Origin of the sequence: Dehalococcoides mccartyi, from assembly GCF_001889305.1 — a bacterium.
Classification (GTDB): Bacteria; Chloroflexota; Dehalococcoidia; order Dehalococcoidales; family Dehalococcoidaceae; genus Dehalococcoides; species Dehalococcoides mccartyi_A.
This window is the reverse complement of sequence record NZ_CP013074.1, coordinates 1,102,724-1,125,354: the sequence shown is the minus strand read 5'-3', so window position 1 is coordinate 1,125,354 and position 22,631 is coordinate 1,102,724. Positions and strand designations below refer to the sequence as shown.

19 protein-coding genes are annotated in these 22,631 nt (G+C 49.9%); 10 read left to right on the top strand and 9 right to left on the bottom strand.

Features of this window, described 5'->3' with window-relative positions; genetic code table 11:
- The first annotated feature begins 286 nt into the window (after positions 1-286).
- Genes ASJ33_RS06190 through folE form a run of 4 tightly spaced genes read left to right on the top strand, consistent with a single transcriptional unit; the run spans position 287 to position 4,532 of the window.
- Entirely contained in the window at positions 287-1,552 is a 1,266-nt protein-coding gene (locus tag ASJ33_RS06190) for a peptidylprolyl isomerase (RefSeq protein WP_023652511.1), read from the top strand.
- Between the two features lie 20 nt (positions 1,553-1,572).
- Positions 1,573-2,874, top strand: a complete 1,302-nt coding sequence (locus tag ASJ33_RS06185) for a homoserine dehydrogenase (RefSeq protein WP_041331149.1) — start codon at positions 1,573-1,575, stop codon at positions 2,872-2,874.
- Between the two features lie 8 nt (positions 2,875-2,882).
- Positions 2,883-3,929: a threonine synthase gene (gene thrC / locus ASJ33_RS06180; protein WP_023652509.1), complete on the top strand. Its 1,047-nt coding sequence runs from the start codon at positions 2,883-2,885 to the stop codon at positions 3,927-3,929.
- A gap of 33 nt (positions 3,930-3,962) precedes the next feature.
- Positions 3,963-4,532 (top strand): GTP cyclohydrolase I FolE, encoded by a 570-nt coding sequence (gene folE / locus ASJ33_RS06175; RefSeq protein WP_012882254.1) that lies wholly within the window; start codon positions 3,963-3,965, stop codon positions 4,530-4,532.
- A gap of 71 nt (positions 4,533-4,603) precedes the next feature.
- On the opposite strand, the gene ASJ33_RS06170 is transcribed toward folE, so the two are convergent.
- The 6 genes from ASJ33_RS06170 to pyrR are packed head-to-tail and all read right to left on the bottom strand — an operon-like array spanning position 4,604 to position 12,659.
- Positions 4,604-5,389 carry a dihydroorotate dehydrogenase electron transfer subunit gene (locus tag ASJ33_RS06170; RefSeq protein WP_041331146.1) on the bottom strand — a complete coding sequence of 262 codons (786 nt, stop codon included), beginning with the start codon at positions 5,387-5,389 and terminating at the stop codon, positions 4,604-4,606.
- Between the two features lie 9 nt (positions 5,390-5,398).
- The gene (carB, locus tag ASJ33_RS06165; RefSeq protein ID WP_041331145.1) at positions 5,399-8,638 is read right to left on the bottom strand and encodes a carbamoyl-phosphate synthase large subunit; all 3,240 of its coding nucleotides are present in this window, start codon (positions 8,636-8,638) and stop codon (positions 5,399-5,401) included.
- A gap of 55 nt (positions 8,639-8,693) precedes the next feature.
- Positions 8,694-9,788, bottom strand: coding sequence for a glutamine-hydrolyzing carbamoyl-phosphate synthase small subunit (gene carA, locus ASJ33_RS06160; protein ID WP_041331142.1), 1,095 nt, complete (start codon positions 9,786-9,788; stop codon positions 8,694-8,696).
- Between the two features lie 38 nt (positions 9,789-9,826).
- On the bottom strand, positions 9,827-11,110 hold the full coding sequence (locus tag ASJ33_RS06155) for a dihydroorotase (protein ID WP_041331140.1): 1,284 nt from the start codon (positions 11,108-11,110) through the stop codon (positions 9,827-9,829).
- Positions 11,111-11,112: 2 nt separating this feature from the next.
- Positions 11,113-12,108 carry an aspartate carbamoyltransferase catalytic subunit gene (locus ASJ33_RS06150; RefSeq protein ID WP_041331139.1) on the bottom strand — a complete coding sequence of 332 codons (996 nt, stop codon included), beginning with the start codon at positions 12,106-12,108 and terminating at the stop codon, positions 11,113-11,115.
- 2 nt (positions 12,109-12,110) lie between these two features.
- A complete protein-coding gene (gene pyrR, locus ASJ33_RS06145) occupies positions 12,111-12,659 on the bottom strand; it encodes a bifunctional pyr operon transcriptional regulator/uracil phosphoribosyltransferase PyrR (protein ID WP_010936888.1) in 549 nt (182 codons plus the stop codon).
- 267 nt (positions 12,660-12,926) lie between these two features.
- On the opposite strand from pyrR, the gene ASJ33_RS06135 reads away from it, so the two are divergent.
- Positions 12,927-15,143 (top strand): ATP-dependent helicase, encoded by a 2,217-nt coding sequence (locus tag ASJ33_RS06135; protein WP_041331135.1) that lies wholly within the window; start codon positions 12,927-12,929, stop codon positions 15,141-15,143.
- 92 nt (positions 15,144-15,235) lie between these two features.
- Positions 15,236-16,936: a DNA mismatch repair endonuclease MutL gene (gene mutL / locus ASJ33_RS06130; RefSeq protein WP_041331134.1), complete on the top strand. Its 1,701-nt coding sequence runs from the start codon at positions 15,236-15,238 to the stop codon at positions 16,934-16,936.
- Here the strand turns inward: mutL and ASJ33_RS06125 are convergent.
- Genes ASJ33_RS06125 through lepB form a run of 3 tightly spaced genes read right to left on the bottom strand, consistent with a single transcriptional unit; the run spans position 16,933 to position 18,614 of the window.
- Positions 16,933-17,460, bottom strand: a complete 528-nt coding sequence (locus tag ASJ33_RS06125; protein WP_023652499.1) for a Holliday junction resolvase-like protein — start codon at positions 17,458-17,460, stop codon at positions 16,933-16,935. The genes mutL and ASJ33_RS06125 overlap by 4 nt on opposite strands.
- Before the next feature lie 27 nt (positions 17,461-17,487).
- Complete coding sequence (gene pyrE / locus ASJ33_RS06120; RefSeq protein WP_012882244.1) at positions 17,488-18,051, bottom strand: orotate phosphoribosyltransferase; 564 nt, start codon at positions 18,049-18,051, stop codon at positions 17,488-17,490.
- Positions 18,052-18,053: 2 nt separating this feature from the next.
- Positions 18,054-18,614, bottom strand: coding sequence for a signal peptidase I (gene lepB, locus ASJ33_RS06115; protein ID WP_023652498.1), 561 nt, complete (start codon positions 18,612-18,614; stop codon positions 18,054-18,056).
- Positions 18,615-18,735: 121 nt separating this feature from the next.
- On the opposite strand from lepB, the gene ASJ33_RS06110 reads away from it, so the two are divergent.
- From ASJ33_RS06110 to ASJ33_RS06095, 4 genes are all read left to right on the top strand, one after another.
- Entirely contained in the window at positions 18,736-19,500 is a 765-nt protein-coding gene (locus ASJ33_RS06110) for an SIMPL domain-containing protein (RefSeq protein WP_023652497.1), read from the top strand.
- A gap of 154 nt (positions 19,501-19,654) precedes the next feature.
- Positions 19,655-20,743: a bifunctional diaminohydroxyphosphoribosylaminopyrimidine deaminase/5-amino-6-(5-phosphoribosylamino)uracil reductase RibD gene (gene ribD, locus ASJ33_RS06105; RefSeq protein ID WP_236886586.1), complete on the top strand. Its 1,089-nt coding sequence runs from the start codon at positions 19,655-19,657 to the stop codon at positions 20,741-20,743.
- A gap of 2 nt (positions 20,744-20,745) precedes the next feature.
- Complete coding sequence (locus ASJ33_RS06100; protein ID WP_041331133.1) at positions 20,746-21,363, top strand: riboflavin synthase; 618 nt, start codon at positions 20,746-20,748, stop codon at positions 21,361-21,363.
- A gap of 32 nt (positions 21,364-21,395) precedes the next feature.
- Positions 21,396-22,607 (top strand): bifunctional 3,4-dihydroxy-2-butanone-4-phosphate synthase/GTP cyclohydrolase II, encoded by a 1,212-nt coding sequence (locus ASJ33_RS06095; RefSeq protein WP_041331132.1) that lies wholly within the window; start codon positions 21,396-21,398, stop codon positions 22,605-22,607.
- The last annotated feature ends 24 nt before the right edge of the window (positions 22,608-22,631 follow it).

Here is a 22,631-nt window from a genome sequence, read left to right as displayed (position 1 = left end):
AGCAAATTCTACAAGCTAAGAGGGATAGGGTACAGAAAAAAGGATAACGAATGGATAAGTGTATATTAGTAATGAGAGCTTATCTTAATATATTCGGGGCGGTTAAATCAAGTTTAACCAAAACTGATGCGTTGCGTTATATATTGGTAGAATCTATAATTATGTGACTTTCTTTCCGCAGAGGTGTGAAAACAAAAGCGGAGAAGGGATTTATGGACAACAAACTGCCCTTTTTATGACGAGGGTTGTTTTAAGTACCAGGATAGTATTAGGGGGATAAACAAAATTGGCCAAGAAACCGCAGCAACCCGTAAAACGCCATTACAGCAAACATCAGGTAGCTAAATTTGAAGCTCAAAAGAAACGCCAGAGGATAATCTTTGCCACCGGGCTTTCGGTAATAGGCATTGTTTTGGCTCTGGTGGGTATAGGTGTATACAAAGGCTGGTATGTAGAACAGTATAAACCCATGCATACCACCGTGCTTACCGTTGGTGATACCAAATACAATGTAGCTTATTTCGTAGATGCCCTTAAGCATTTTACAGGTGGTGATTCCACCTATGCCTATTATTTTATAGACGCAGTGGCGGAGAGAATTCAGCTGAACCAGCTTATGGTGGAAAAAGCGGCTGAAATGGGTTACACCATATCTGAAGATGAGATTGATACCGCTATAGAGGAAAATAGTTTGAATGATGTGCCTGCTGTGCGGGATATTGTCCGGGCAAGCCTGCTGACTAACCTGCTGAAGACCGAATATTTTGACCCGCAGGTACCCCAAACGACTGAACAGCGCGAAGCGCTGGCTATGCTCCTTGAAAGCGAAAATGCCGCCAGTGAAGTACTGGCAGGTATAACTACTGATGAAGAGTTTGCCGCTAAGGCTGCCGAATTGTCTTTGGAATCCAATACCAAAACTGACGAAGGCGCTATAGACTTTAAACCTGCCAATACCATAACGTCACTCTATGGTTCAGCGATATTGGAAAAGTATATTTTTTCAACTACAGGGTACGATTATACTCTGGTACAGGATGCTGACGTAAGCAAGCAAAGGGCTTACTGGCTGATAGAAGTATTGGAACGCAAGACTGATTCAGAGCAGATTCACACCCTGGGCATGCTGCTTCCTTCGGAACAGGTGGCACTTGAGGTGAAAGCTCGTTTGGAAGCCGGTGAAGACTGGGGTGATTTGGCGGTCGAGTATTCACAGCTGGCCAATGTTGAAGAAAACCGGGGGGATATGGACTGGATAACCTTCTCTAGCGTACCGGAAAACGTGGCTGATATCATTTTTGCCACGGACGTAGAGCTGAATACTGTTCTTGACCCCATTCAGGATGATACCAATTACACCCGCGGCGGGTGCTGGATAGTCCGTCTGAAGAGTATTGACGAAAACCGTGAGCTCAGCGAAGATGACCGCACCCTTCTTATAAATAACAAACTTGAACAGTGGACCACTGATCTTAAAAATGCCAATCTGGATAAGCTGACCAATACATTTAGTGATGATCTTATTACCTTTGCTATAAACCAGCTGGACTAATAGGATAGGGGACAATTTCAATGGAAAAAAAGTATATAGGGGTAGGAGTTATCGGTCTGGGAGTAGTAGCCGGACAGGTGTCCAAAGTGCTCCATGAAAGGGAAGGATTCCTTTCTGCCCAGCTGGGCTTCCCCCTGAAACTGAAAAAGGTAAAGGTTCTCCCTCAGGATATGAACCGCCCTCTGGCAAAGGTCTTGCCCGAAGGCGTGCTTACTACTGATGAGGATGACTTTTTTAATACCCCCGGTCTGGATATTGTGGTGGAAGCTATAGGCGGGGAATACCCCGCTTTCAACCTGCTTTCCCGCGGGCTGAAAATGGGTAAATGTGTGGTTACCTCCAATAAAGAGGTTATTGCCAAGCATGCTCCGGAACTGGTCAAACTGGCCAGGGAAAATAATACCGGCCTGCGCTGCGAAGCCAGCGTGGGCGGGGGAATACCGCTTATCTCCCCCTTTCAGTATGATTTAGCCGCCAACCATATAAATGGCATTTATGCCATTATCAACGGGACTACCAACTATATCCTGACCCGTATGGCCAAAGAAGGGCTGGACTTTGAGACTGCCCTGAAACAGGCCCAGTCTCTGGGTTATGCCGAAGCCAACCCGTCTAATGACATAGAAGGCACGGATGCTGTTTATAAACTGGCCATTATGGCTTCCATAAACTTTCAGTGTAAGGTTAAACCGGAAGATATTTACCGTGAAGGTATCTCCCGCCTGACCAGCCGTGATTTCTGCTATGCGGATGAGCTTGGGTTTAACATAAAGCTGCTGGCTATCACCAAACCCGGCAACGGCCAGATAGAAGCCAGGGTTCACCCGGTCTTTTTGCCCAAGGATGAGTGGCTGGCCAAGGTGGACGGGGTTTTCAATGCCGTATTGGTAGAGGGTGATTTAGTCGGGCCGGTGCTCTTTCAGGGACAGGGGGCTGGTGCTTCGGCCACTTCCAGTGCGGTGGTGGCGGATGTGCTGGCGGCGGCGCAGGATATCCACCTGGGGGTGGGTAACCGCATGCGCTGGAATATGGACAAACCTCTGGGCGTAAAACCCATGAGCGATATTCTCACCCGTTATTACCTGCGGATGACAGTGACCGATTCTCCGGGTGTGCTGGCCCTTATTGCCAAGGTGCTGGGTGACCATAATATCAGCATTTCGTCGGTAATTCAGAAAGAAACAGACGAAGAAAACCTGACTGCCGAGATAGTTATCATGACCCACCCCGCCAAAGAAGCCTCTGTCCAGCAGGCGCTGGTAGAGCTGGGCGGGCTGGATAAAGTAAAGGATATAAATAATTTTGTTCGGGTAGGTATTTAGGAGAATATATGAAACAGGGTGTCATTGAGCATTACCGGAAATATCTGCCGGTTACAGATAAAACCCCCTCACTTACGCTGGGGGAGGGTGATACGCCTCTGGTGCGCTGCCCCAAGCTGGAAAAAGAACTGGGAATAGCCGAGCTTTATTTCAAGCTGGAAGGCTGTAATCCCACCGGCTCTTTCAAGGACCGGGGTATGGTCATGGCGGTTGCCAAGGCTATTGAAGATGGTTTTAAAGCAGTAGTTTGTGCTTCCACCGGCAATACCAGCGCTTCGGCTACCGCCTATGCGGCTGCCAGCGGGCTTGAATCCATTATAATTATCCCGTCCGGCAAAATAGCCCTGGGCAAGCTGGCTCAGGCAATTGTTTACGGGGCAAAAATCATCCAGATAAAAGGCAACTTTGACCAAGCCCTGCAGATAGTCTTCAAACTGACTGAGAAGCACAAGGTGGCGCTGGTTAACTCGGTTAATCCATACCGTATAGAAGGCCAGAAAACATCTGCTTTTGAGATTGTAGACGCTTTAGGCAAAGCGCCTGACTTTTTGTTTATACCGGTGGGTAATGCCGGCAATATTACTGCCTACTGGAAAGGTTTTAAAGAATACCACCAGCTGGGTAAAGCCGCTTCCCTGCCCAAAATGATGGGTTTTCAGGCCGAAGGGGCCGCCCCCATTGTCCGCGGCCATGCTATTGCCGAGCCTGAAACACTGGCCACTGCTATCCGCATAGGTAATCCTGCTTCCTGGAAAAAGGCCGAGGAAGCCAGAGACCAGTCAGGCGGGATTATAGATATGGTTTCAGATGCCGAAATAATGGCTGCTTATCATAAAATGGCATCAGCCGGTATTTTCGGTGAGCCGGCCTCGGCCGCACCTTTGGCTGGGCTGATAAAACGTATTAAGGGCGGGCAGGATTTTTCCTCAAGCCAGGTTGTATGTGTGGTTACCGGAAACGGCCTTAAGGACAGCGATATTGCCATAAAAGGGGCGGGCGGTTTTTCCGAAACCGAAGCCAGCCTTGGGGCAGTGGAAAAAGTACTGGGCTGGTAGGTTTCCGGCTTAATAATTCTGGAGAACTGATAAATGTTTGATGAACAGGCAATAAAACAGTCGGTGCAAAACATGCTCTTAGCTATTGGCGAAGACCCTGACCGGGAAGGTCTTAAGGAAACTCCCAGACGGGTAGCCCAGATGTATGCCGAACTGTTTTCGGGTATGAACCAAGACCCAGCCGAAGTCTTGCGGGTGGGCTATGAGCTTGGCCACCGTGAGATGGTGATTATAAAAGATATACCCTTTTACTCTATGTGTGAGCATCACCTGCTGCCCTTCTCAGGGGTGGTTCATATAGGATACATACCCAATATTGACGGGCGGGTAGTGGGTATAAGCAAACTTGCCAGAGTAGTGGAAATTTATGCCAAACGCCCCCAGATACAGGAACGTATGGCTACCCAGATTGCAGATGCTATTATAGATGGGCTGAAGTGTGACGGGGTGGCGGTGGTGATAGAGGCTGAGCATATGTGCATGGTGATGCGGGGCATCAAAAAGCCCGGCAGCCGGGTAATAACCTCGGCACTGCGGGGCAGTTTCCATAAGTCACCCGCTGCCAGAGCAGAGTTTCTCTCACTTATCCAGCACAAAAGCTGAGGATTTTTAGAAGAAAAATGAAAGGGGCTTTTAAAAGCCCCTTTTTATTTATCAGGTAATCAGTGACGGTGTTATATTTTTACTTCGTCCCAGTGGATATCCCGTATATCAAATACCGGCCCGTCATGGCAGACAGTTTTCATGCCTTTGACAGTTTTTACAGCACAGCCGTAGCAGATACCCAGACCGCAGGCCATGCGTACTTCCAGGGAAACCTGTACATCTTTGCTCCCCAACTGGGGTTCTTTTGCCAGGGCTTTTAGCATGGGCATAGGCCCGCAGGCAATTATCTGGTCTGTATCCGGCAGAAACTCCGCCAGATGGTGGGTAATAAGCCCTTTTTTGCCTATAGTCCCGTTTTCAGTGGTGACATGGCAGCTGGCATCTTCCGGCAGCAAATGGGAAGGGCAGACCTGAAGCTCGGTTCTGGCACCTTGTATCAGACTAACCCGCTTGCCTTGTTTTAAAGCTTCGTCTGCCAGAAAACGGAGCGGGGCGATACCCAGCCCGCCCCCCAGGAGCAGCAGGTGACGGCTTTCCTCATTTACCCGAAAGCCGTTTCCCAAAGGGCCCAGCACCGAAAGGCTGTCTCCTGTTTGAAGTTTGCTAAGCCAGTCTGTGCCTTTTCCCACCACCGCATACATCAGGGCGATAAGCCCGTTTTCCTGGTGGCACTGGTGGATGGAAATAGGCCTCCTGAGCAGGTTTTCACCGCCGCAGGACAGCATGGCAAACTGCCCCGGACGGGCAGAAGCCGCTATTTCGGGTGCTTCAAGCCACATCCGGTATATTCCGGGCATGACCTCTTCATTTTCAATTACACTGGCTGAAAGCTGGTTTAGCTGGGTAGTTGTCACAATACTTTCCTAACTGCCGCTTTTGCCCTGGCGGTATTCATTCAGCGGCAAGACCGTTATCTGGCGGTTGCCGTTTGCCAAAGCTTCCACTGCGGCTTTAGCGGTATCCATAGAAGTAAAGCAAGGCACTTTGCGTTCGGCGGCTGCCCGGCGGATATAAAAGCCGTCCCTAAGGGGTACCCGGCCGCCGGTCATGGTATTTATCACCCCGCAGACGGTGCCGTTGCGGATAATATCTACAATATTGGGGTGGCCCTCATCCAGCTTCTTGCTTATCTGTTTAACGGTTATACCGGCGGCGGTCATCATGGCGGCAGTGCCTTCGGTGGCGTAGAAATTATATCCCAGCCCGTGCAGGGTGCGGATAAGGGGCAAGGCTTCGGCCTTGTCACGGTCAGCTACGCTGAAAAGAAGAGTGCCTTTTTCGGGCAGCATTATAGATGCCGCCTGAAGGGTTTTTACCAGGGCTTTATTAAAGGTGTGGTCAACACCCATGACTTCGCCGGTGGATTTCATTTCCGGTCCAAGGTAAGTATCTACCCCAATCAGCTTGGCCATGGAGAAAACGGGCGCTTTTATGGCTACCAAATCTGTATTGGGCATAATCCCGTTTTGATAACCCTGTTCTTTAATAGTTTTACCAAGCATTATGTTCACTGCGATGTCAACCATGGGTATGCCGGTTACTTTTGAGAGGAAGGGTACAGTGCGTGAACCTCTGGGATTTACTTCCAGCACATACACTATATTATCTCCGCCTTCGGGGTCTTTGGAGACTACAAACTGGATATTCATCAGCCCGCGTACGTTCAGGGCTTTGCCTATGCGTATGGTATAGTCCGAAATGGTGGCCAGGTCATGGGCATTCAGGTTTTGGGTGGGATAGACTGCCATAGAGTCCCCGCTGTGGACGCCGGCCCGTTCAATATGTTCCATAACGCCGGGGATAAACACGGTTTCCCCGTCTGCAATGGCGTCAACTTCCACTTCCTTGCCCACCAAATATTTGTCTATCAAAATGGGGTGTCCGGTATTCAGCTCTATGGCGGCGCTCATATAACGTATCAAGTCAGATGCGTCACTGACTATTTCCATAGCCCGTCCCCCCAGTACGTAACTTGGGCGGACTACTACCGGGTAGCCAATGCTTTCAGCTATGCTCAGGGCTTCGTCCAGAGTGGTTATGCCGGCACCCGGCGCCTGGGGTATACCCATTTCCGAAAGCAGCCGTTCAAAGCGGCGGCGGTCTTCGGCTAAATCTATAGCTTCGGCTGATGAGCCGATAATGGGGTTGCCGCTGCGGGTAAGGGGTGAGGCCAGATTTATAGCTGTCTGCCCGCCGAACTGGACAATGCTGGGGGTGGATTCGGGGGCGGAAATGTTTTCATTTTCCAGTATATCCCGGACACTCTCTTCGTCCAGAGATTCAAAATAAAGCCGGTTTGAGGTATCAAAATCTGTAGATACCGTTTCGGGGTTGGAGTTTATCATAATGCTCTGCAAGCCGGCCTTTTCCAAGGCCCAGGCGGCATGAACCGAGCAGTAGTCAAACTCTATACCCTGACCTATGCGGATAGGCCCTGAACCTATGACTACGGCCTTTTTAATATTCTCAGGCAGAGCTTCATTTTCTTCGTCATAAGTGGAGTAGAAGTAAGGGGTGGCGGCATCAAATTCGGCGGCACAGGTGTCTACCATTTTGAATACCGGTTTTATATTCCACTCCAGGCGTGTCTGGCGTATCTGTTCGGCCAGTTTGCCTGACAGGGTGGCTATTTCTTCATCAGAAAAACCCAGTTTTTTGGCTTGAAGCATCAGCTCCGGGGTCAGGTTTTCCTTAAGCAGGCGTTTTTCCATATCGGTAATGTTTTTAAGTTTGTATAAAAACCAGTTGTCTATCTTGGTTTTTTCATGAATAGCTTCGGGTGTATGCCCGCGGCGCAGAGCGGCCAGTATTGCCCATAAGCGGGTATCATGGGCGTGCAGGGGATAGGTGGAAAGATCATCCCCCATTATCCAGCTTCTGTCTTCCCAGAGTATGGTTTTCTTGCCGAACTCCAGAGAGCGGATAGATTTGTGGATAGCCGCTTCAAAGCTGCGGTCAATGGCCATTACTTCGCCGGTGGCTTTCATCTGGGTGCCAAGTCCGCGGTCACCGAGTGCAAACTTGTCAAAGGGGAAGCGGGGGATTTTGGCTACTATATAGTCTACGGCCGGCTCAAAGCAGGCCAATGTCTTTCCGGTAACTGCGTTTGGTATTTCGTCCAGCCGCTTGCCGATGGCTATTTTAGACGCCACTCTGGCAATGGGGTAGCCGGTAGCCTTGCTGGCCAGGGCTGATGAACGGGATACTCTGGGATTAACCTCAATTACATAATATTCATTGCCGTTCGGGTTTAAAGAAAGCTGTACGTTACAGCCTCCTTCAATACCAAGTGCCCGTATTATCTTTATGGAAGCGGTGCGCAGCATCTGGGATTCTTTGTTGGTAAGGGTTTGCACCGGGACAACTACAATACTGTCTCCGGTATGGACTCCCATGGGGTCAAAGTTTTCCATGTTGCATATGGTAATGCAGTTGTCCGCCCCGTCACGCATTACTTCATATTCAATTTCCTTCCAGCCGGCAACCGATTTTTCCACCAGTATCTGGTGGATGGGGGAGGCATTCAGTCCCGTTTGGGCTACTTCCTCAACTTCATCCCAATTGTGGGCAAAACCGCCGCCTGTACCGCCTAGGGTATAAGCCGGGCGTATTACTACCGGCAGGCCTATTTTACGGGCGACTTTAAGTGCGTCTTCGGCGGTGGTTACTGTCTCCGAAGGGGGGACAGGTTCGCCTATTTTGGCCAGCAGTTCTTTAAAAAGTTCGCGGTCTTCGGCAGTGCGGATGGTATTTATGGGTGTGCCCAGGGAACGGACATTGTACTTGGCAAGCACGCCCGCATCTGCCAGGTCTACCGCCAGGTTGAGCCCGGTCTGCCCGCCTAAAGTAGGCAGCAAACCGTCAGGCCGTTCTTTTTCAATGATTTTGGTTATAGATTCAACAGTCAGGGGTTCAATATACACCCTGTCCGCAACATTTTCGTCAGTCATAATAGTGGCCGGGTTGGAATTTACCAGTATGGATTCCACTCCTTCTTCGCGCATGGCTTTGCAGGCCTGGGTACCGGCGTAATCAAATTCGGCAGCCTGGCCGATGATAATCGGGCCGGAGCCGATAATAAGAACTTTTTTGGGTTTATTCATCACTTCTAATATTCCTTTTTGCTTTCTCAACTAATCCATCTCTGAGTGGTGTCAGCTACTTTTTGGTTTGTTTTATCGTTTCCACAAACTGTTTGAACAGGTAGGTGGAATCCATCGGGCCGGGTGAAGCTTCGGAGTGGTACTGTATGGAGAACACTGGCAGTTCGCGGTGGCGAAGCCCTTCCACCGTGCCGTCATTCAGGTTTATGTGGCTGACCTCCAGCCCTTCTTTCAGGGTGGCGGGGTCAAGGGAGTAGCCGTGATTTTGTGAGGTTATATATACCCGCCCGCTGGTAAGGTCTTTAACCGGGTGGTTTCCGCCCCTGTGGCCGAACTTCAGTTTGAATGTTTTAGCACCGAAGACTTTGCCTATCAGCTGGTTTCCCAGACATATGCCCATGACCGGGTATTTTTCACAGGCGTATCTGACTGTATTTACCAGATAGTCCAACAGTTCAGGGTTGCCGGGGCCGGGTGAAAGAAGCACCCCGTCGGGATTAAGGGCATCTATGTCTTGCGGGCTGGCAGTGCAGGGCAAAACGCTTACCTTGCAGCCGTGGGATTTCAGCTGGTTAAGTATAGAGTACTTAAGCCCGCAGTCCAGTACCGCTATATGAAACCCGGCAAAAGAGGGTTTTTCCTTTTGCCATTCGTAGGCTGCGGGTGTGCTTATCTTGCGTACAAAGTCAATCTGCCCGTAGTCAGGTGCGCTGCGGATAGTTTTAAAGGCTTCTTCAGGGGTTTTGGTAGTGGTTATCATGCCCCTCATTACCCCGGCAGAGCGCAGCTTGCGGGTAATGGCGCGGGTATCTATGCCGCTTATGCCGGGTATGCCGGATTCTTCCAGAAAGGAGTGAATGGTTTGGTTATTCTGGTAGTGGTTTGGCAGCAGGCATTCCTCATGTACCCCAAAGGCTGTTGCCCTGATGCAGGCGGATTCGTTATCAAAGGGGTTTACCCCGTAATTGCCGATAAGAGGGTAAGTGGGGATAATAATCTGGCCGGTATACGAAGGGTCAGTCAGCATTTCCTGATATCCGTTCATGCTTGTATTAAAGACCACTTCGCCTATGGCTTCGGTTTCCGCCCCGAAGCTTTTTCCGCTGAATACTGTTCCGTCCTCCAGTACCAGGTATGCTGTATTTGTCATTTAATCTATCCTTCTCACTTTCTAAACTGGCAAGTCTGTTATTCCCGGTATGCTATCCGGCCGCAGGCAATGGTGGCTTTTACCCTGCCTTTCAGCCTGCGTCCCTCAAGGGGAGTATTTTTGCCCTTGGAGAAGAATCTGGCGGTATCTACCGTCCATTCTTCGTCAGGGTCAAATATAACCACATCTGCACTTGAGCCTGGTTTCAAATTGCCGATGTTTTTGTGTTTTTCGCCCAGTACCTGCCGGGGGCCAAGTGTCAGCTTTTCTATAAGCAGGTTTAGGCTGATAGAGCCTGAGTGTACCAGCCCCATCAGGCTGGCAAATGCGGTTTCCAGCCCCGAAATGCCGTTTGCGGCCAGACCGAATTCACACAGTTTGTCATTGGCGGTGTGGGGGGCATGGTCTGTGGCAATGGCATCTATAGTGCCGTCTTTCAGCCCTGTTATCAATGCCTCAATATCACTCTGGGTGCGAAGCGGCGGGTTGACTTTGGCACTGGTGTTGTAGCCGCTTACTTCAGATTCGGTCAGGGTCAGGTGGTGGGGGGTAACCTCTGTGCTTACCCGTATGCCTGCGGCTTTGGCTCTGCGTACCAGTTCCACCGAACCGGCAGTGCTGATATGGCAAAGGTGCAGCCGCCCGCCGCTTTCTTTGGCCAGGGCAATATCCCGGCTTAGGGCAATTTCTTCAGCGGCATCAGGTATACCTTTTAATCCCAAACGGCAGGCTAAAAGCCCTTCGTTCATTGCCCCGCCTTCCGCCAGACACGGCTCTTCGCAGTGTTCCATAACGGGTAGGTCAAAAGTGCGGCTGTAAAGCAGGGCATGGAGGAGCAGTGAGCTGTTTGATACGTAGTCACCGTCATCTGAAAAACCGGCCACTCCTGCTTCGGCCAGTTCTCCCATGGGTGAAAGTTCCTGTCCTTTGCGCCCTTTGGTAATGGCGGCTATGGGCAGCACACGTATGGGCGAAACCTTGGCGGCGGTGTTTTTAACAAAGTCTATCACCGGCAGATTGTCAGCTGCGGGATTGGTATTGGGCATGGGGCAGATGGTGGTGAACCCTCCGGCTGCGGCAGCCTTGCAGCCGCTTTCAATAGTCTCTTTGCCTTCAAAACCCGGCTCACGCAAGTGTACGTGCAGGTCTATAAAACCGGGGCAAACCACTTTGCCTTTGGCATCTATAACTTCATCGGCTTTATCTGAGGGTATATTATTGTTTATTCCGGCAACCAACCCGTTTTCCAGCAGCAGGTCTGCCACTTGGTCTGTGCCTCCGGCAGGGTCTATGATGCGCCCGTTTTTAATCAGTATTTTCATATCTATATTTCCTTGCTTCCGCTGCACAGGTAAAAGAGGGCCATGCGTATGGCTACCCCGTTTTTTACCTGTTCGTTTATGACAGATTGCTCTCCGTGTACCACAGATTGCGAAAGTTCTATATCTTCATTTACCGGGCCGGGGTGCATCACCAGTGCGTCCGGTTTGGCCAGTTTGAGTATTTCTGCATTCAGCTGAAAGTACTGGGCGTATTCCCGTATTCCCGGCAGAAGCCCGCTTTGCTGGCGTTCACGCTGAAGGCGCAGCCCCATTACCACGTCAGCCCCGCTGACTGCCTGTTTTATATCTGTTTTTACCGTTACTTCAGGGAATATTTGGCTGTCGGTATTTAAGCCCTCCGGCAGCAGGGTATAGGGGGCGCACAGGGTGATTTCAGCCCCCATTTTGCTTAGCCCCCAGATATTGGAGTGGGCTACCCGGCTGTGTTTTATATCCCCTATCAGGGTTATTTTCAGCCCTTCCAGGGCTGGTTTGTGCCTTAGTATGGTAAATATATCCAGCAGGGCCTGGCTGGGGTGGGCATGCCAGCCGTCACCGGCGTTTATAATGTTTGCCCGGCAGTGGTTTGCCGCCAGATAAGGCGCTCCTGACAGGGGGTGGCGCATGACTACCATATCCGCCCCCAGTGCTTCCAGTGTATCCAGCGTATCCAGCAGGCTTTCCCCCTTGGAAACGCTGCTCTGGGAGACATTCAGGTTTAATACATCAGCAGATAAACTTTTGGCCGCCAGCTCAAATGATGAACGGGTGCGGGTGGAGGGTTCGTAAAAGAGGGTGGCTATAGTCTTGCCTTTCAGGGCCGGCACTTTCTTTACCGGGCGGGATAAAATATCCAGCATGACACCGGCTGTTTGCATAACCATGTCCAGTTCTTCGCGGCTGAAGTTATCCAAATCCAGCACATGGCGGTGTTTCCAGCCTCGTACCTCGGAAAGCAGGGTTTCAGTTTCTGCGGGGGTTTTGGGGGTGTTCGTCATGTTTATACCTCACCTGCTTCATTATCCAGTATAAGTATTTCATCCCGTCCGTCTGTTTCGGTCAGGCGCACTTTTATCTTCTCGTCACGTGAGCTGGGTATATTCTTGCCTATATAATCCGCCCGTACCGGCAGTTCGCGGTGGCCTCTGTCTACCAGCACTGCCAGCTGAATAGCTTTGGGGCGTCCGTAATCTATCAGGGCATCCATAGCCGCCCGGGTGGAACGCCCGGTAAAGAGGACGTCATCTACCAGCACCACTATTTTGTTGTTTATGCTGAAAGGGATGTCGGTATTTTTAATGGTGGGGTGAAAACGCTGGGAATCAAGGTCATCACGGTAAAGTGAAAAGTCCAGTGTCCCCACCGGTATTTCCAGCCCTTCAAAGCGGAGGATATTTTCGGCCAGGCGGTTTGCCAGAGGTACACCCCGGGTATACATGCCGATAATAACAAGGTCACGGCTGGAATGGTTTCTTTCCAGTATTTCATGGGCAATACGGGCCAAAGTGCGGCGGATATCTTCGGCGCCCAGTATTACTTTTTGTGCCATAAAAAAACCTCTTACCAACATTTGCCGGCAAGAGGTCAAAAGACACTTCTTTGTCTAAAATCCCTTACCGGCCTCTCAGGACCAGCTTAAAGGTAACCCTGTATGTAATTTACTGCCAGTATTATATCACCTCCGGTCAAGACGGGCAAATTTATTTTCAGTTTATAAAAAATATTTGAAAAGCAAAAATAGTTTATCTTCAGGTTTGGGCCAGACTGCGGGCGAAATGACCTTGGGGTGATAATAATGCTATAATACCCCTGTTTCATGCAAGACATACTTACAGGGCTAAACCCCGCTCAAAAACAGGCCGTTGAAGCCGTGGAAGGGCCGGTGCTTATACTGGCCGGTCCGGGCAGCGGTAAAACCAGGGTTATTACCCACCGGATTGCCTACCTGATTAAAGTAGTAGGTATAAACCCTCACCGCATTATGGCTGTTACCTTTACCAACAAGGCCGCCCGCGAAATGGAGACCCGCTTAAACCTGCTGGCTCCCTCAGCGGTGGGACGCCTGACTATGGGCACTTTTCACGCTATCTGCGCCCGCATACTCAGGCAGGACGGTCTGCCTTTAGGTGTGCCGGCTGACTTTGTAATATACGATGATGATGACCAGCAAAGCCTTATCAAGCAGGCTATGGCCGAGCTGGAGCTGGACCCCAAGCGTTATCCTCCCGCTTCTATCAGAAATGCCATCAGTCAGGCCAAAAGCCAGCTGGTGCTTCCGGCGTATTACTTTGAAAAAGGCCGGAGCTATTTTGAAGAGGTGGTAGGCAGGGTTTACGAACTCTACGAAAAACGCCTTAAGCAGAACAAGGCACTGGATTTTGATGACCTGCTGCTGAAGGTTGTTCAACTGTTTAAGCAGCACCCTGAGGTGCTGGCCAGGTATCAGGAACGTTATCTGCATGTAATGGTAGATGAGTTTCAGGATACCAATCTGGTTCAGTATGAGCTGGTAAAGATGCTGTCTGCCAAGTACAAAAATATCTGTGTGGTGGGTGACCCTGACCAGTCCATTTATTCGTGGCGTTCGGCAGACCTGAGAAATGTCTTTAATTTTGAAACAGACAATCCGGGTGCCAAAGTGATTTTGCTGGAGCAGAATTACCGCTCTACCAAAAATATTCTGGAAGCGGCTTCGTGTGTAATTGCCCCGAACAGCGGGCGTAAACCTATCACTTTGTGGACTGAAAATGAATCCGGCCAGCCTATAGCAGTAGTTGAAACCTTTAACGAGCAGGAAGAAGCCCAGTTTGTAGTTTCTGAAATTGAAAAACTGACCCGGTATGAAAAGTTCAGTTCTGGTGATATAGCTATTCTTTACCGCACTAATGCCCAGTCACGGGCCCTGGAAGAAGCATTTATCCGTTACGGCATGCCTTACCGTCTGGTTTCCGGCACCCGCTTTTACCAGCGGCGTGAGGTTAAAGATATTGTGGCTTATCTGCGTTTGCTGCAAAACCCTCAGGATAGCGTCAGCCTCCAGAGGGTTATAAATATACCCACCCGCGGAATAGGGGCTAAAACCCTTTCTGATTTGGGCCAGTTTGCCAGAGAGCAGGATATCAGCCTGTATGAATCACTTGTAAATTTATCAGATGAAAATGCCCCCAAACCGCCCATACCCAGCCGGGGCTTAAAACCCCTGACTGACTTCGGTCTTTTACTGAAGTCACTGGTGGCGGATGCCCGTAATCTGCCCCTTTTAAACCTGCTGGACAGACTGCTTGAGGGTATAAATTACCGCGAATTCCTGTTTGCCTCCGAAGACGGGGAGGAGCGCTGGGATAATATACTAGAACTGCGGACAGTTGCCCAGCAGTATCAGGAAATATCCCCGCCCGAAGGGCTTTCGGCTTTTCTGGAAAGCGTGGCATTGGTATCAGATTTAGACAGCCTTGAAGAAGGTGTTTCGGCTGTTACCCTTATCACCCTGCATCAGGCCAAAGGGCTGGAGTACCCGGTGGTTTTCATGGTGGGTATGGAAGAGGGTGTCCTGCCGCACAGCCGTTCGTTTGATGACCCCGCCCAGATGCAGGAAGAACGCCGCCTGTGTTATGTGGGTGTAACCCGTGCTCGCAAACGGCTTTACCTGGTGCGGGCTTTCCGCCGCTCCCTTATGGGGCAGAGCAATGTAAACGAACCATCACGTTATCTTAAGGATATACCCCAGGGTATCACCAAAGGCCGTGAAAAACAGCCCTTGTCCGGGCAGCATACTGCCGCTTCGGCAGCTTCACCTGTTATCAAACAGCATCTGCAAAGTGCGGGTATGCCCATTAAGTCTGCCGCTGCTCCCGCCCCCAAACTGCTGGAACTGGAAGCGGGTGATAAGGTGCTGCACCCCCAGTTTGGCGAAGGGATTGTAACCAGTATCAACCGGGTAAAAAATGATGCCGAGGTTATGATATCTTTCCATTCGGTAGGCATGAAACGCCTGATGCTCAGCTTTGCCCGCCTGATCAAACTGGAAAACTAGGCAGTTTCTGCCGCCTGTTTCACCTTCACCTATTTACCAAACTCCGCTTAGAGTTTAGAATTAAATATATTTTCTAAGAAAGAAAGTATTTTATGCCTATAAAACTGCTGGACAAGGCAACTATTGCCCGCATAGCCGCCGGGGAGGTCATTGAAAGGCCGTCTTCAGTGGTCAAAGAGCTGCTGGAAAACTCTCTTGATGCCGGGGCTAAACGGGTGGATATTGTTATCCGCGAAGGCGGCATTGGCTACATAGAAGTAAGTGATGACGGGTGCGGCATAGTTTTTTCGGAAGTTTTGCTGGCCTTTGAACGCCATGCCACCAGCAAGCTTTCCAGCTTTGAAGATATTTATGCCATCTCTAGTCTGGGTTTCAGGGGTGAAGCCCTGCCCAGTATTGCGGCGGTGGCAGATTTGGAAATGCTGACGGCTGCCCGAACTGAAGAATGCGGCACTTATTTGTCTTTGTCCGGCGGCGAAATGGTTAAGCATACCCATATGGCACGTTCACCCGGTACTACTATAAAGCTCACCCGCCTTTTCAGCCGGGTGCCTGCCCGCCTGAAATTCCTTAAAACCCCCCAGCACGAAGCTTCCAAAGTGTCGGAAGTGGTGCTGAGCTATGCTTTGGCTTACCCTGAGGTGAAGTTTACTCTGAGCATTGACGGGCGGAATACCTTAAATACCCCCGGTAACGGCAAACTGCGGGATGCCGTGCTGGAAATATACGGAAACGACGTTGCAAGTAAAATGCTGGATTTGGAAACAGACTCTTACCGTTCATCTGCCATAAATATCAGCGGTCTGGTAAGCCCGCCTGAAATCAGCCGTTCCAACCGTAATTCTCTCCATTTCTTTGTTAACCGCCGTCTTATCCAGAGCAGGGCTTTGCAAAAAGCGGTGGAACAGGCCTACAGCGGCTTGCTTACGGTGGGGCGTTACCCTATGGGGGTTATAAATATATGGCTGGATGGGGCGCTGGTAGATGTAAATATTCACCCCACTAAGGCAGAAGTGAAGTTTTCAGATGAAAGTGCCGTCTTTACCTCTGTCCAGCGGGCAGTCCGCACGGCACTGGTGGAAAAACCGCCCATCCCTCATATAGCCGAAGAAGCGTCTGTTTACCTGCAGGAATCTGCCAGACAAGAGCTAATCTGGGGTGATATTCCAAAACCCATCGGTGTTACCCAGCAGTATGCTTCGCCCCTTATCCAAAGTGCCAAAACATCTTCTTTGCCGCTGCTGCGGCTGGTGGGGCAGATAGGCGGCCTTTACCTGCTGGCCGAAGGGCCGGATGGGCTTTACATAATAGACCAGCACGCCGCCCATGAGCGTATCCGTTATGAAGAAATTGCCTCACAAACCCCCTCTGAAAATGCGCGCCAGAGCCTTCTTGCTCCGTTTATACTGGAACTAAACCCGGTGCAGGAAGCCATGATTGAAAAATGCAAATCAGAGCTGGATTTAATGGGGTTTGAAATAGAAGAATTCGGCCGCAGAGTCTACCGTGTGCAATCAATCCCAGCCGGTTTTACCGCACCCCAGGCCAAAGCACTTCTTGCAGAGCTTGTTGATAACCCAAAAGATGCCCCGGCAGAGATAAAGGAACGTTTGAGACGACTGATGGCTTGCCATACTGCAGTTCGGGCAGGACAGGTGCTTACCGAGGTGGAGATGCGTGAACTGCTGCTCAAATTGGAGAAAACCGCTGTACCCGGCCACTGCCCTCACGGGCGCCCCACTATTGTAAAGATAGACTTCAGCCAGCTTGAAAAAGATTTCAAGCGTACTTAGTCTGTATCTGCCAGCGGCTCTCTGGGGCAGTCTCCTTCAGGGGTGTTCCTGTCCAGCAGTTCCTGCAGGGGTTTTTCAAGCAGTACCCCCGGCTGAATAAGCTCCCAGCGTACCATGCCGTCTTCTATAAGCTGGCGAATTTTCTTTTCGGAATCTGTGAGCTGGCAGTGTTTGCCGGTTTTGACTTCCACAATAACTATCTCACGGGGATTGCCCTGTGCCAGCCCTGGAAAGACTATAAGGTCTATGGGGCTGCCCAGAAAACGGGCTTCGGTGGGGTCATATTTGAATTCGGGCAGGTAAGGGGTCATCTGTTCGGCAAAGCGGCCTCCCAGAGTGGCACGGCTTTGGGTAACAGATTGTTTTTGTACCCGCTCCATGTCTTTTTGCCAGAGAATTACCGCCGCATCCTGCCAGCGTTTAAAACGCCTTTCAAAAGACCAGCGCATATAATAATAAACCGCGAATATTGAAAGTATGGCGGTAATTACCACAATAAGGGCTACTATTAAGGGCGTGTCCATACTTCTTAAAACCTTTCTGAAAGGGTTTTAGCTGCTGCCGTGTTTGGTCAGGGGCAGACCCTGACGGCAGAGCGGGCAATCATCCGGTTTATAGGTGGTAGTGGCTGAACGCAGACAGCTGAAAACGGGAGCGTTAAATTCCAGAGCGGTATCCGAGCGGTCTACCAGTACGCCTATGCCTGCCACTTCACCCCCGGCTTTTTTAACTGCGGCCAGCACCTCGCGGACAGATTTGCCGGTGGTTAATATATCATCTACCACCAGTACTTTGGCTCCCGGTTTTATTACGAAACCCCGCCGGAAACCGCGCTCGCTGTCGGCAATTTTTTCGGCGAAGACACATTTCAGCCCCATCTGGCGGGCTATTTCATGGGCCAGAACTATACCCCCGGTGGTAGGTCCGGCTACCAGTTCTATCCCTTTGTCTTTGTAATGCTCGGCTATCATGCCGCAAAGCTGCTGGTTATATTCCGGATTTTCAATGATTCTGAATTTTTCCCAGTAAATGGGGGAGTGCAGTCCCGAAGTCAACAGGAAATGACCCTTCAGTATCGCTCCGGTCTTTTCAAAGAGTGTTTCTACGTCTTCCATCACTAATCCCGTTTCATTATTAATAAAATAGGCAAAACGGCCAAAAAGTGAAATTCACCCAGAGGCCAGACCGATACCCAGGCTTTGCCGACAATATCCTCCCGGGAAACGAAAAATCCGTAACGGGAGTCAAGGCTTACCACACGGTTGTCTCCCATTACATAGTACTGTCCTTCCGGCACATATACCTTGGCAGTGGGGAAGGCTTTAGGATAAACAACATAAGGTTCTGACAGGGGCTGGTCATTTATATATACCGTGCCGTCTGCCTTTACTTCTACAGATTCACCAGGCAGCCCTATAATCCGTTTGATAAAGTCATTTTCATAGGGATACTGGGCGGGAGGGGGAAAGACAATAATATCACCCCGCTGGGGTTCCCCGAATAAATAGGAAACCTTATTTACCAGCAGGCGTTGTTCATCTTTCAGGGTGGGGTCCATGCTGCTTCCGTCTACAATAGAGTAGGACAGGGTAGCTTTGGATATTCCGAATATAACCATGGCAACCAAAATTATACCGGCTAGTTCCAGCAGGAGGCTTTTCACGTTTGCAATATTCATCTGTGGCAAATTATACAACCTTTCTCATATTCATTCTACAAAAAATCCATCCATTTTTTAAAACGGTGCTAACTTCTTTTTGATGGGGGCGTTATATTATTTGAATATCAAGGAGGTAAAGATGAACAAAAAAATATTATTGCCCATAGTAAGCGGTTTACTGGTAGTTTCACTGGCCGGAGGCATAGCAGGGTGTGCTTCTACTACCACTGACGAAACAGATAATACGGACAGCCCCGGCGTTATCTGGAGCCAGCAAAATACCGGTGTTTGGGTAAACGGAAGCGGTGCGGTCACCGTCAGCCCTGATGTAGCCATTTTGACTCTTGGAGTAGAAAGCACGGGTATCAGCATAGAGACAGCCCAGGCTCAGGCCGCTCAGGCCATGAATGCCATGATAAACTCCCTTAAGGCCAACGGTGTGCTGGAAAAAGATATCAAAACCAGCAGCTATTATATCTACCCTGTTACCGAATGGGTTGATAACAAGTCTACTATTGTGGGTTATAGGGTAAGCAATCAGGCAGAAGTAAAAATCCGCGAGATTGCCCAGACTGGCAGTATTCTTGATGATGCAGTCCGAGCTGGTGGAAATGACAGCCGTGTAAACGGTCTGTATTTCTCAATAGATGACCCCTCTGCTGCCTATGAACAGGCTCGTGCCCTTGCCATTCAGGATGCCAAGGCCAAGGCTGAACAAATGGCTTCCGTGGCTGGCATAAGCTTGGGCAAACTTATTTACATCTCTGAAACCAGCAATTATATACCCCGCTGGGACTACACTAAAGATGCAGGTATGGTAAGCTCTGCTCCCGAAATCACCCCGATTACTTCAGGGGAAACCACGGTAACGGTAACTGTTCAGGCCGTTTACAGTATAAAATAAATTCGGAATATCCAACTAGCTGATTCGGAGCCGCCTTTGAGGGCGGCTCCGGGTTTTTAGTGTATATTATATGGATATTCGGCAATGCATTAATACCAGTGCAGGTTTGCAAAAAATGAAGATTTGATGCTAGAATGCCAGCATTATGAAATATATGTCTCAAGCTTTATCACTTGCCAAGCTGGCCATTGGTCAGGTTAGCCCCAATCCGTCGGTGGGGGCTGTTATTGTTAAAAACGGCGAAGTGGTCGGTCAAGGTTTCACCCAGCCGCCCGGCGGTGACCACGCTGAGATAGTAGCTTTGAAGCAGGCGGCTGAAAAGGCCAAAGGGGCTGCTTTATATGTGACTTTAGAGCCGTGCTGCCACCATGGGCGAACTCCGCCCTGCGCTGTGGCTATTATAGAATCAGGCATCAAAGAGGTTTATATTGCCACCCTGGATGATAATCCTTTGGTTTCCGGGAAAGGTAAAAAAGAGCTGGAAAATGCCGGTATCAAGGTGCATCTGGGCATGATGGAGCGTGAAGCTCGCCAGATGAATGAAGCCTATTTCAAGTATATTACCACCGGCATGCCCTTTGTGACTGCCAAATACGCTATGAGCCTTGACGGCAAAACGGGTACCCGCACCGGTGATTCCAAATGGATTTCCAACGAAGAATCCCGTCATTTTGCCCATTATATCCGCCATATATCAGATGTGATTATGGCCGGGCTTAATACCATACTCAAAGATGATCCCCATCTGACAGCCAGAGTAAACTGCGGGCGGGGTGGTACTTCACACAGTCAGCCTACCAGGGTAATTATTGACGATAACGGCCGGGCGCCTTTGAGTTCAAACGTTTTTCATGTTCCCGGCAATACCATTGTAGCTGTAGCCAAGGGGCTTACCCCTGAGGAAAAACAGGCGTATGATGAAGTTGGGGCGAAAGTGGTGGAGCTGCCTGATGAACGGGGGCTGGTAGATTTAAAAGCCCTGCTGCGTTATCTGGGGCAAAATGGGGTAACCAGTGTGTTGGTGGAAGGCGGCGGCATTGTGCTGGGTTCGCTTTTTGACCTGAAACTGGTAGACAAGGTTTTGGTATTTGTCGCTCCTATCATCATAGGCGGCAAGGATGCCAAGATTCCGGTTGCGGGTTTGGGAGCAGAGCTAATTACAGATTCGGCCAAACTTCGGGATATTACCACCACTGCCTTTGGACAGGACGTTTTGATTTCCGGTTACGTTATTAAGGAGTAACCGTGTTTACAGGCATAGTTGAGGAACTTGGGTTTTTCAAAACCCAAAGCCCCGCCGGTTTACATATTGGGGCAAAGCTGGTGCTGGAATCGCTGAAAGTAGGTGACAGCATAGCGGTTAATGGCGTCTGCCTGACAGTCACCCGTTTTGATAGCTCTTCTTTTCATGCGGATATCATGCCCGAAACCCTGCGTCTTTCAAATCTGGGCAAATTGCCCTCTAATTCCCCTCTAAATCTGGAACGTGCCCTTACTCCTAACAGCCGAATGGGCGGGCATCTGGTGCAGGGGCACGTAGACGGCACTGCCAGGTTAATTTCCTCAGTGCCTGAGGGTAATGCCTATGTGCTTACCTTTGAAGGCGAAGCAAACTTGACTCGTTATATGGTTCACAAGGGTTTTGTAGCGGTAAACGGGGTTAGTCTGACTATCACAAGTTTGCAGGAAAGACGCTTTTCCATTTCTCTGGTAAACCTGAGCCGTAAATCAACCAATCTGGGGCTGCTTAAGTCGGGGGATACGGTAAACATAGAAACTGATATAATAGGTAAATACGTGGAGAAACTGTGCCGGACAGAACAGGGTATCAGCCCGCAATTTCTGGCCGAAAACGGTTTTTAGGTACGTTTAACTTTGCAGGGGGAGTATATCTTATGCCTAATGCCCGTGTTGAAGACGCCATTGCAGATATAAAAGCAGGCCGGTTTGTTATTGTAGTAGATGACTATGACCGCGAAAATGAAGGTGATTTGGTCATGGCATCTGAAATGGTCACGCCTGATGTCATAAATTTTATGGCTAAAAATGCCCGCGGCCTTATTTGTGTTTCACTTACTGCCGAAAGGCTTGAACAGCTGAAAATACCCATGATGGTTACGGAAAATACCTCGCCTTACAGCACCGGTTTTACAGTTTCGGTAGAAGCCCGTAAAAAAGTTACTACCGGTATTTCGGCGGCTGACAGGGCGGCTACCGTTCAGGTTTTGATTGACACGGCAGCTACCCGTGAAGATATTGCCATGCCCGGTCATATGTTTCCCCTGCGCGCCCGCGAGGGTGGAGTGCTGGTAAGGGCGGGACATACCGAAGCCTCTATGGATTTAGCCCGTATGGCGGGGTTGTATCCTTCGGGTGTGCTTTGTGAGATTATGAATGATGACGGCACTATGGCCCGTCTGCCCCAGCTTGAAGCGAAAGCCGCCGAATGGGGTATCAAGATAATAAGCGTCAAGGACATAATTTCCTATCGCCGCCGCACTGAGAAAATGGTTAAAAAGATAACCGAAGCCGAACTGCCTACTTCGCACGGCTTGTTTAAAGCGGTTGCCTATAAAAGCCAGTTTGATGCTGACGAACATATTGCTCTGGTAATGGGAGATATCTCCGGCCCGGAGCCGGTTTTGGTCAGGGTACACAGCGAATGTATCACCGGTGATGTCTTTGGCAGCAAGCGCTGTGATTGCGGTGAGCAGTTGGATATGGCGCTTAATCAAATAGCCAAAGCCGGGCGGGGAGTGCTGCTTTATATGCGGCAGGAAGGCCGCGGCATAGGCCTGCATAACAAGCTGTGCGCATATGCCCTGCAGGACAAGGGTCTGGATACTGTTGAGGCTAATATTGAACTTGGTTTTGCACCAGACCTGCGTGAATACGGTATAGGTGCTCAGATATTGGTAGATTTGGGCTTAAGTAAAATCCGTATGATGACCAATAACCCCAAAAAGGTGGTTGGTCTGGAAGGTTACGGCATTAAAGTAGTGGAAACTGTTCCGATAATTGTTGAACCCAACAACTATAACCGCCATTATCTGGAGACCAAACAGAAAAAAATGGGTCATATTTTACACGTAGATAAGGTAAACTAAGAGAGATACATCTTAAGGAGTATG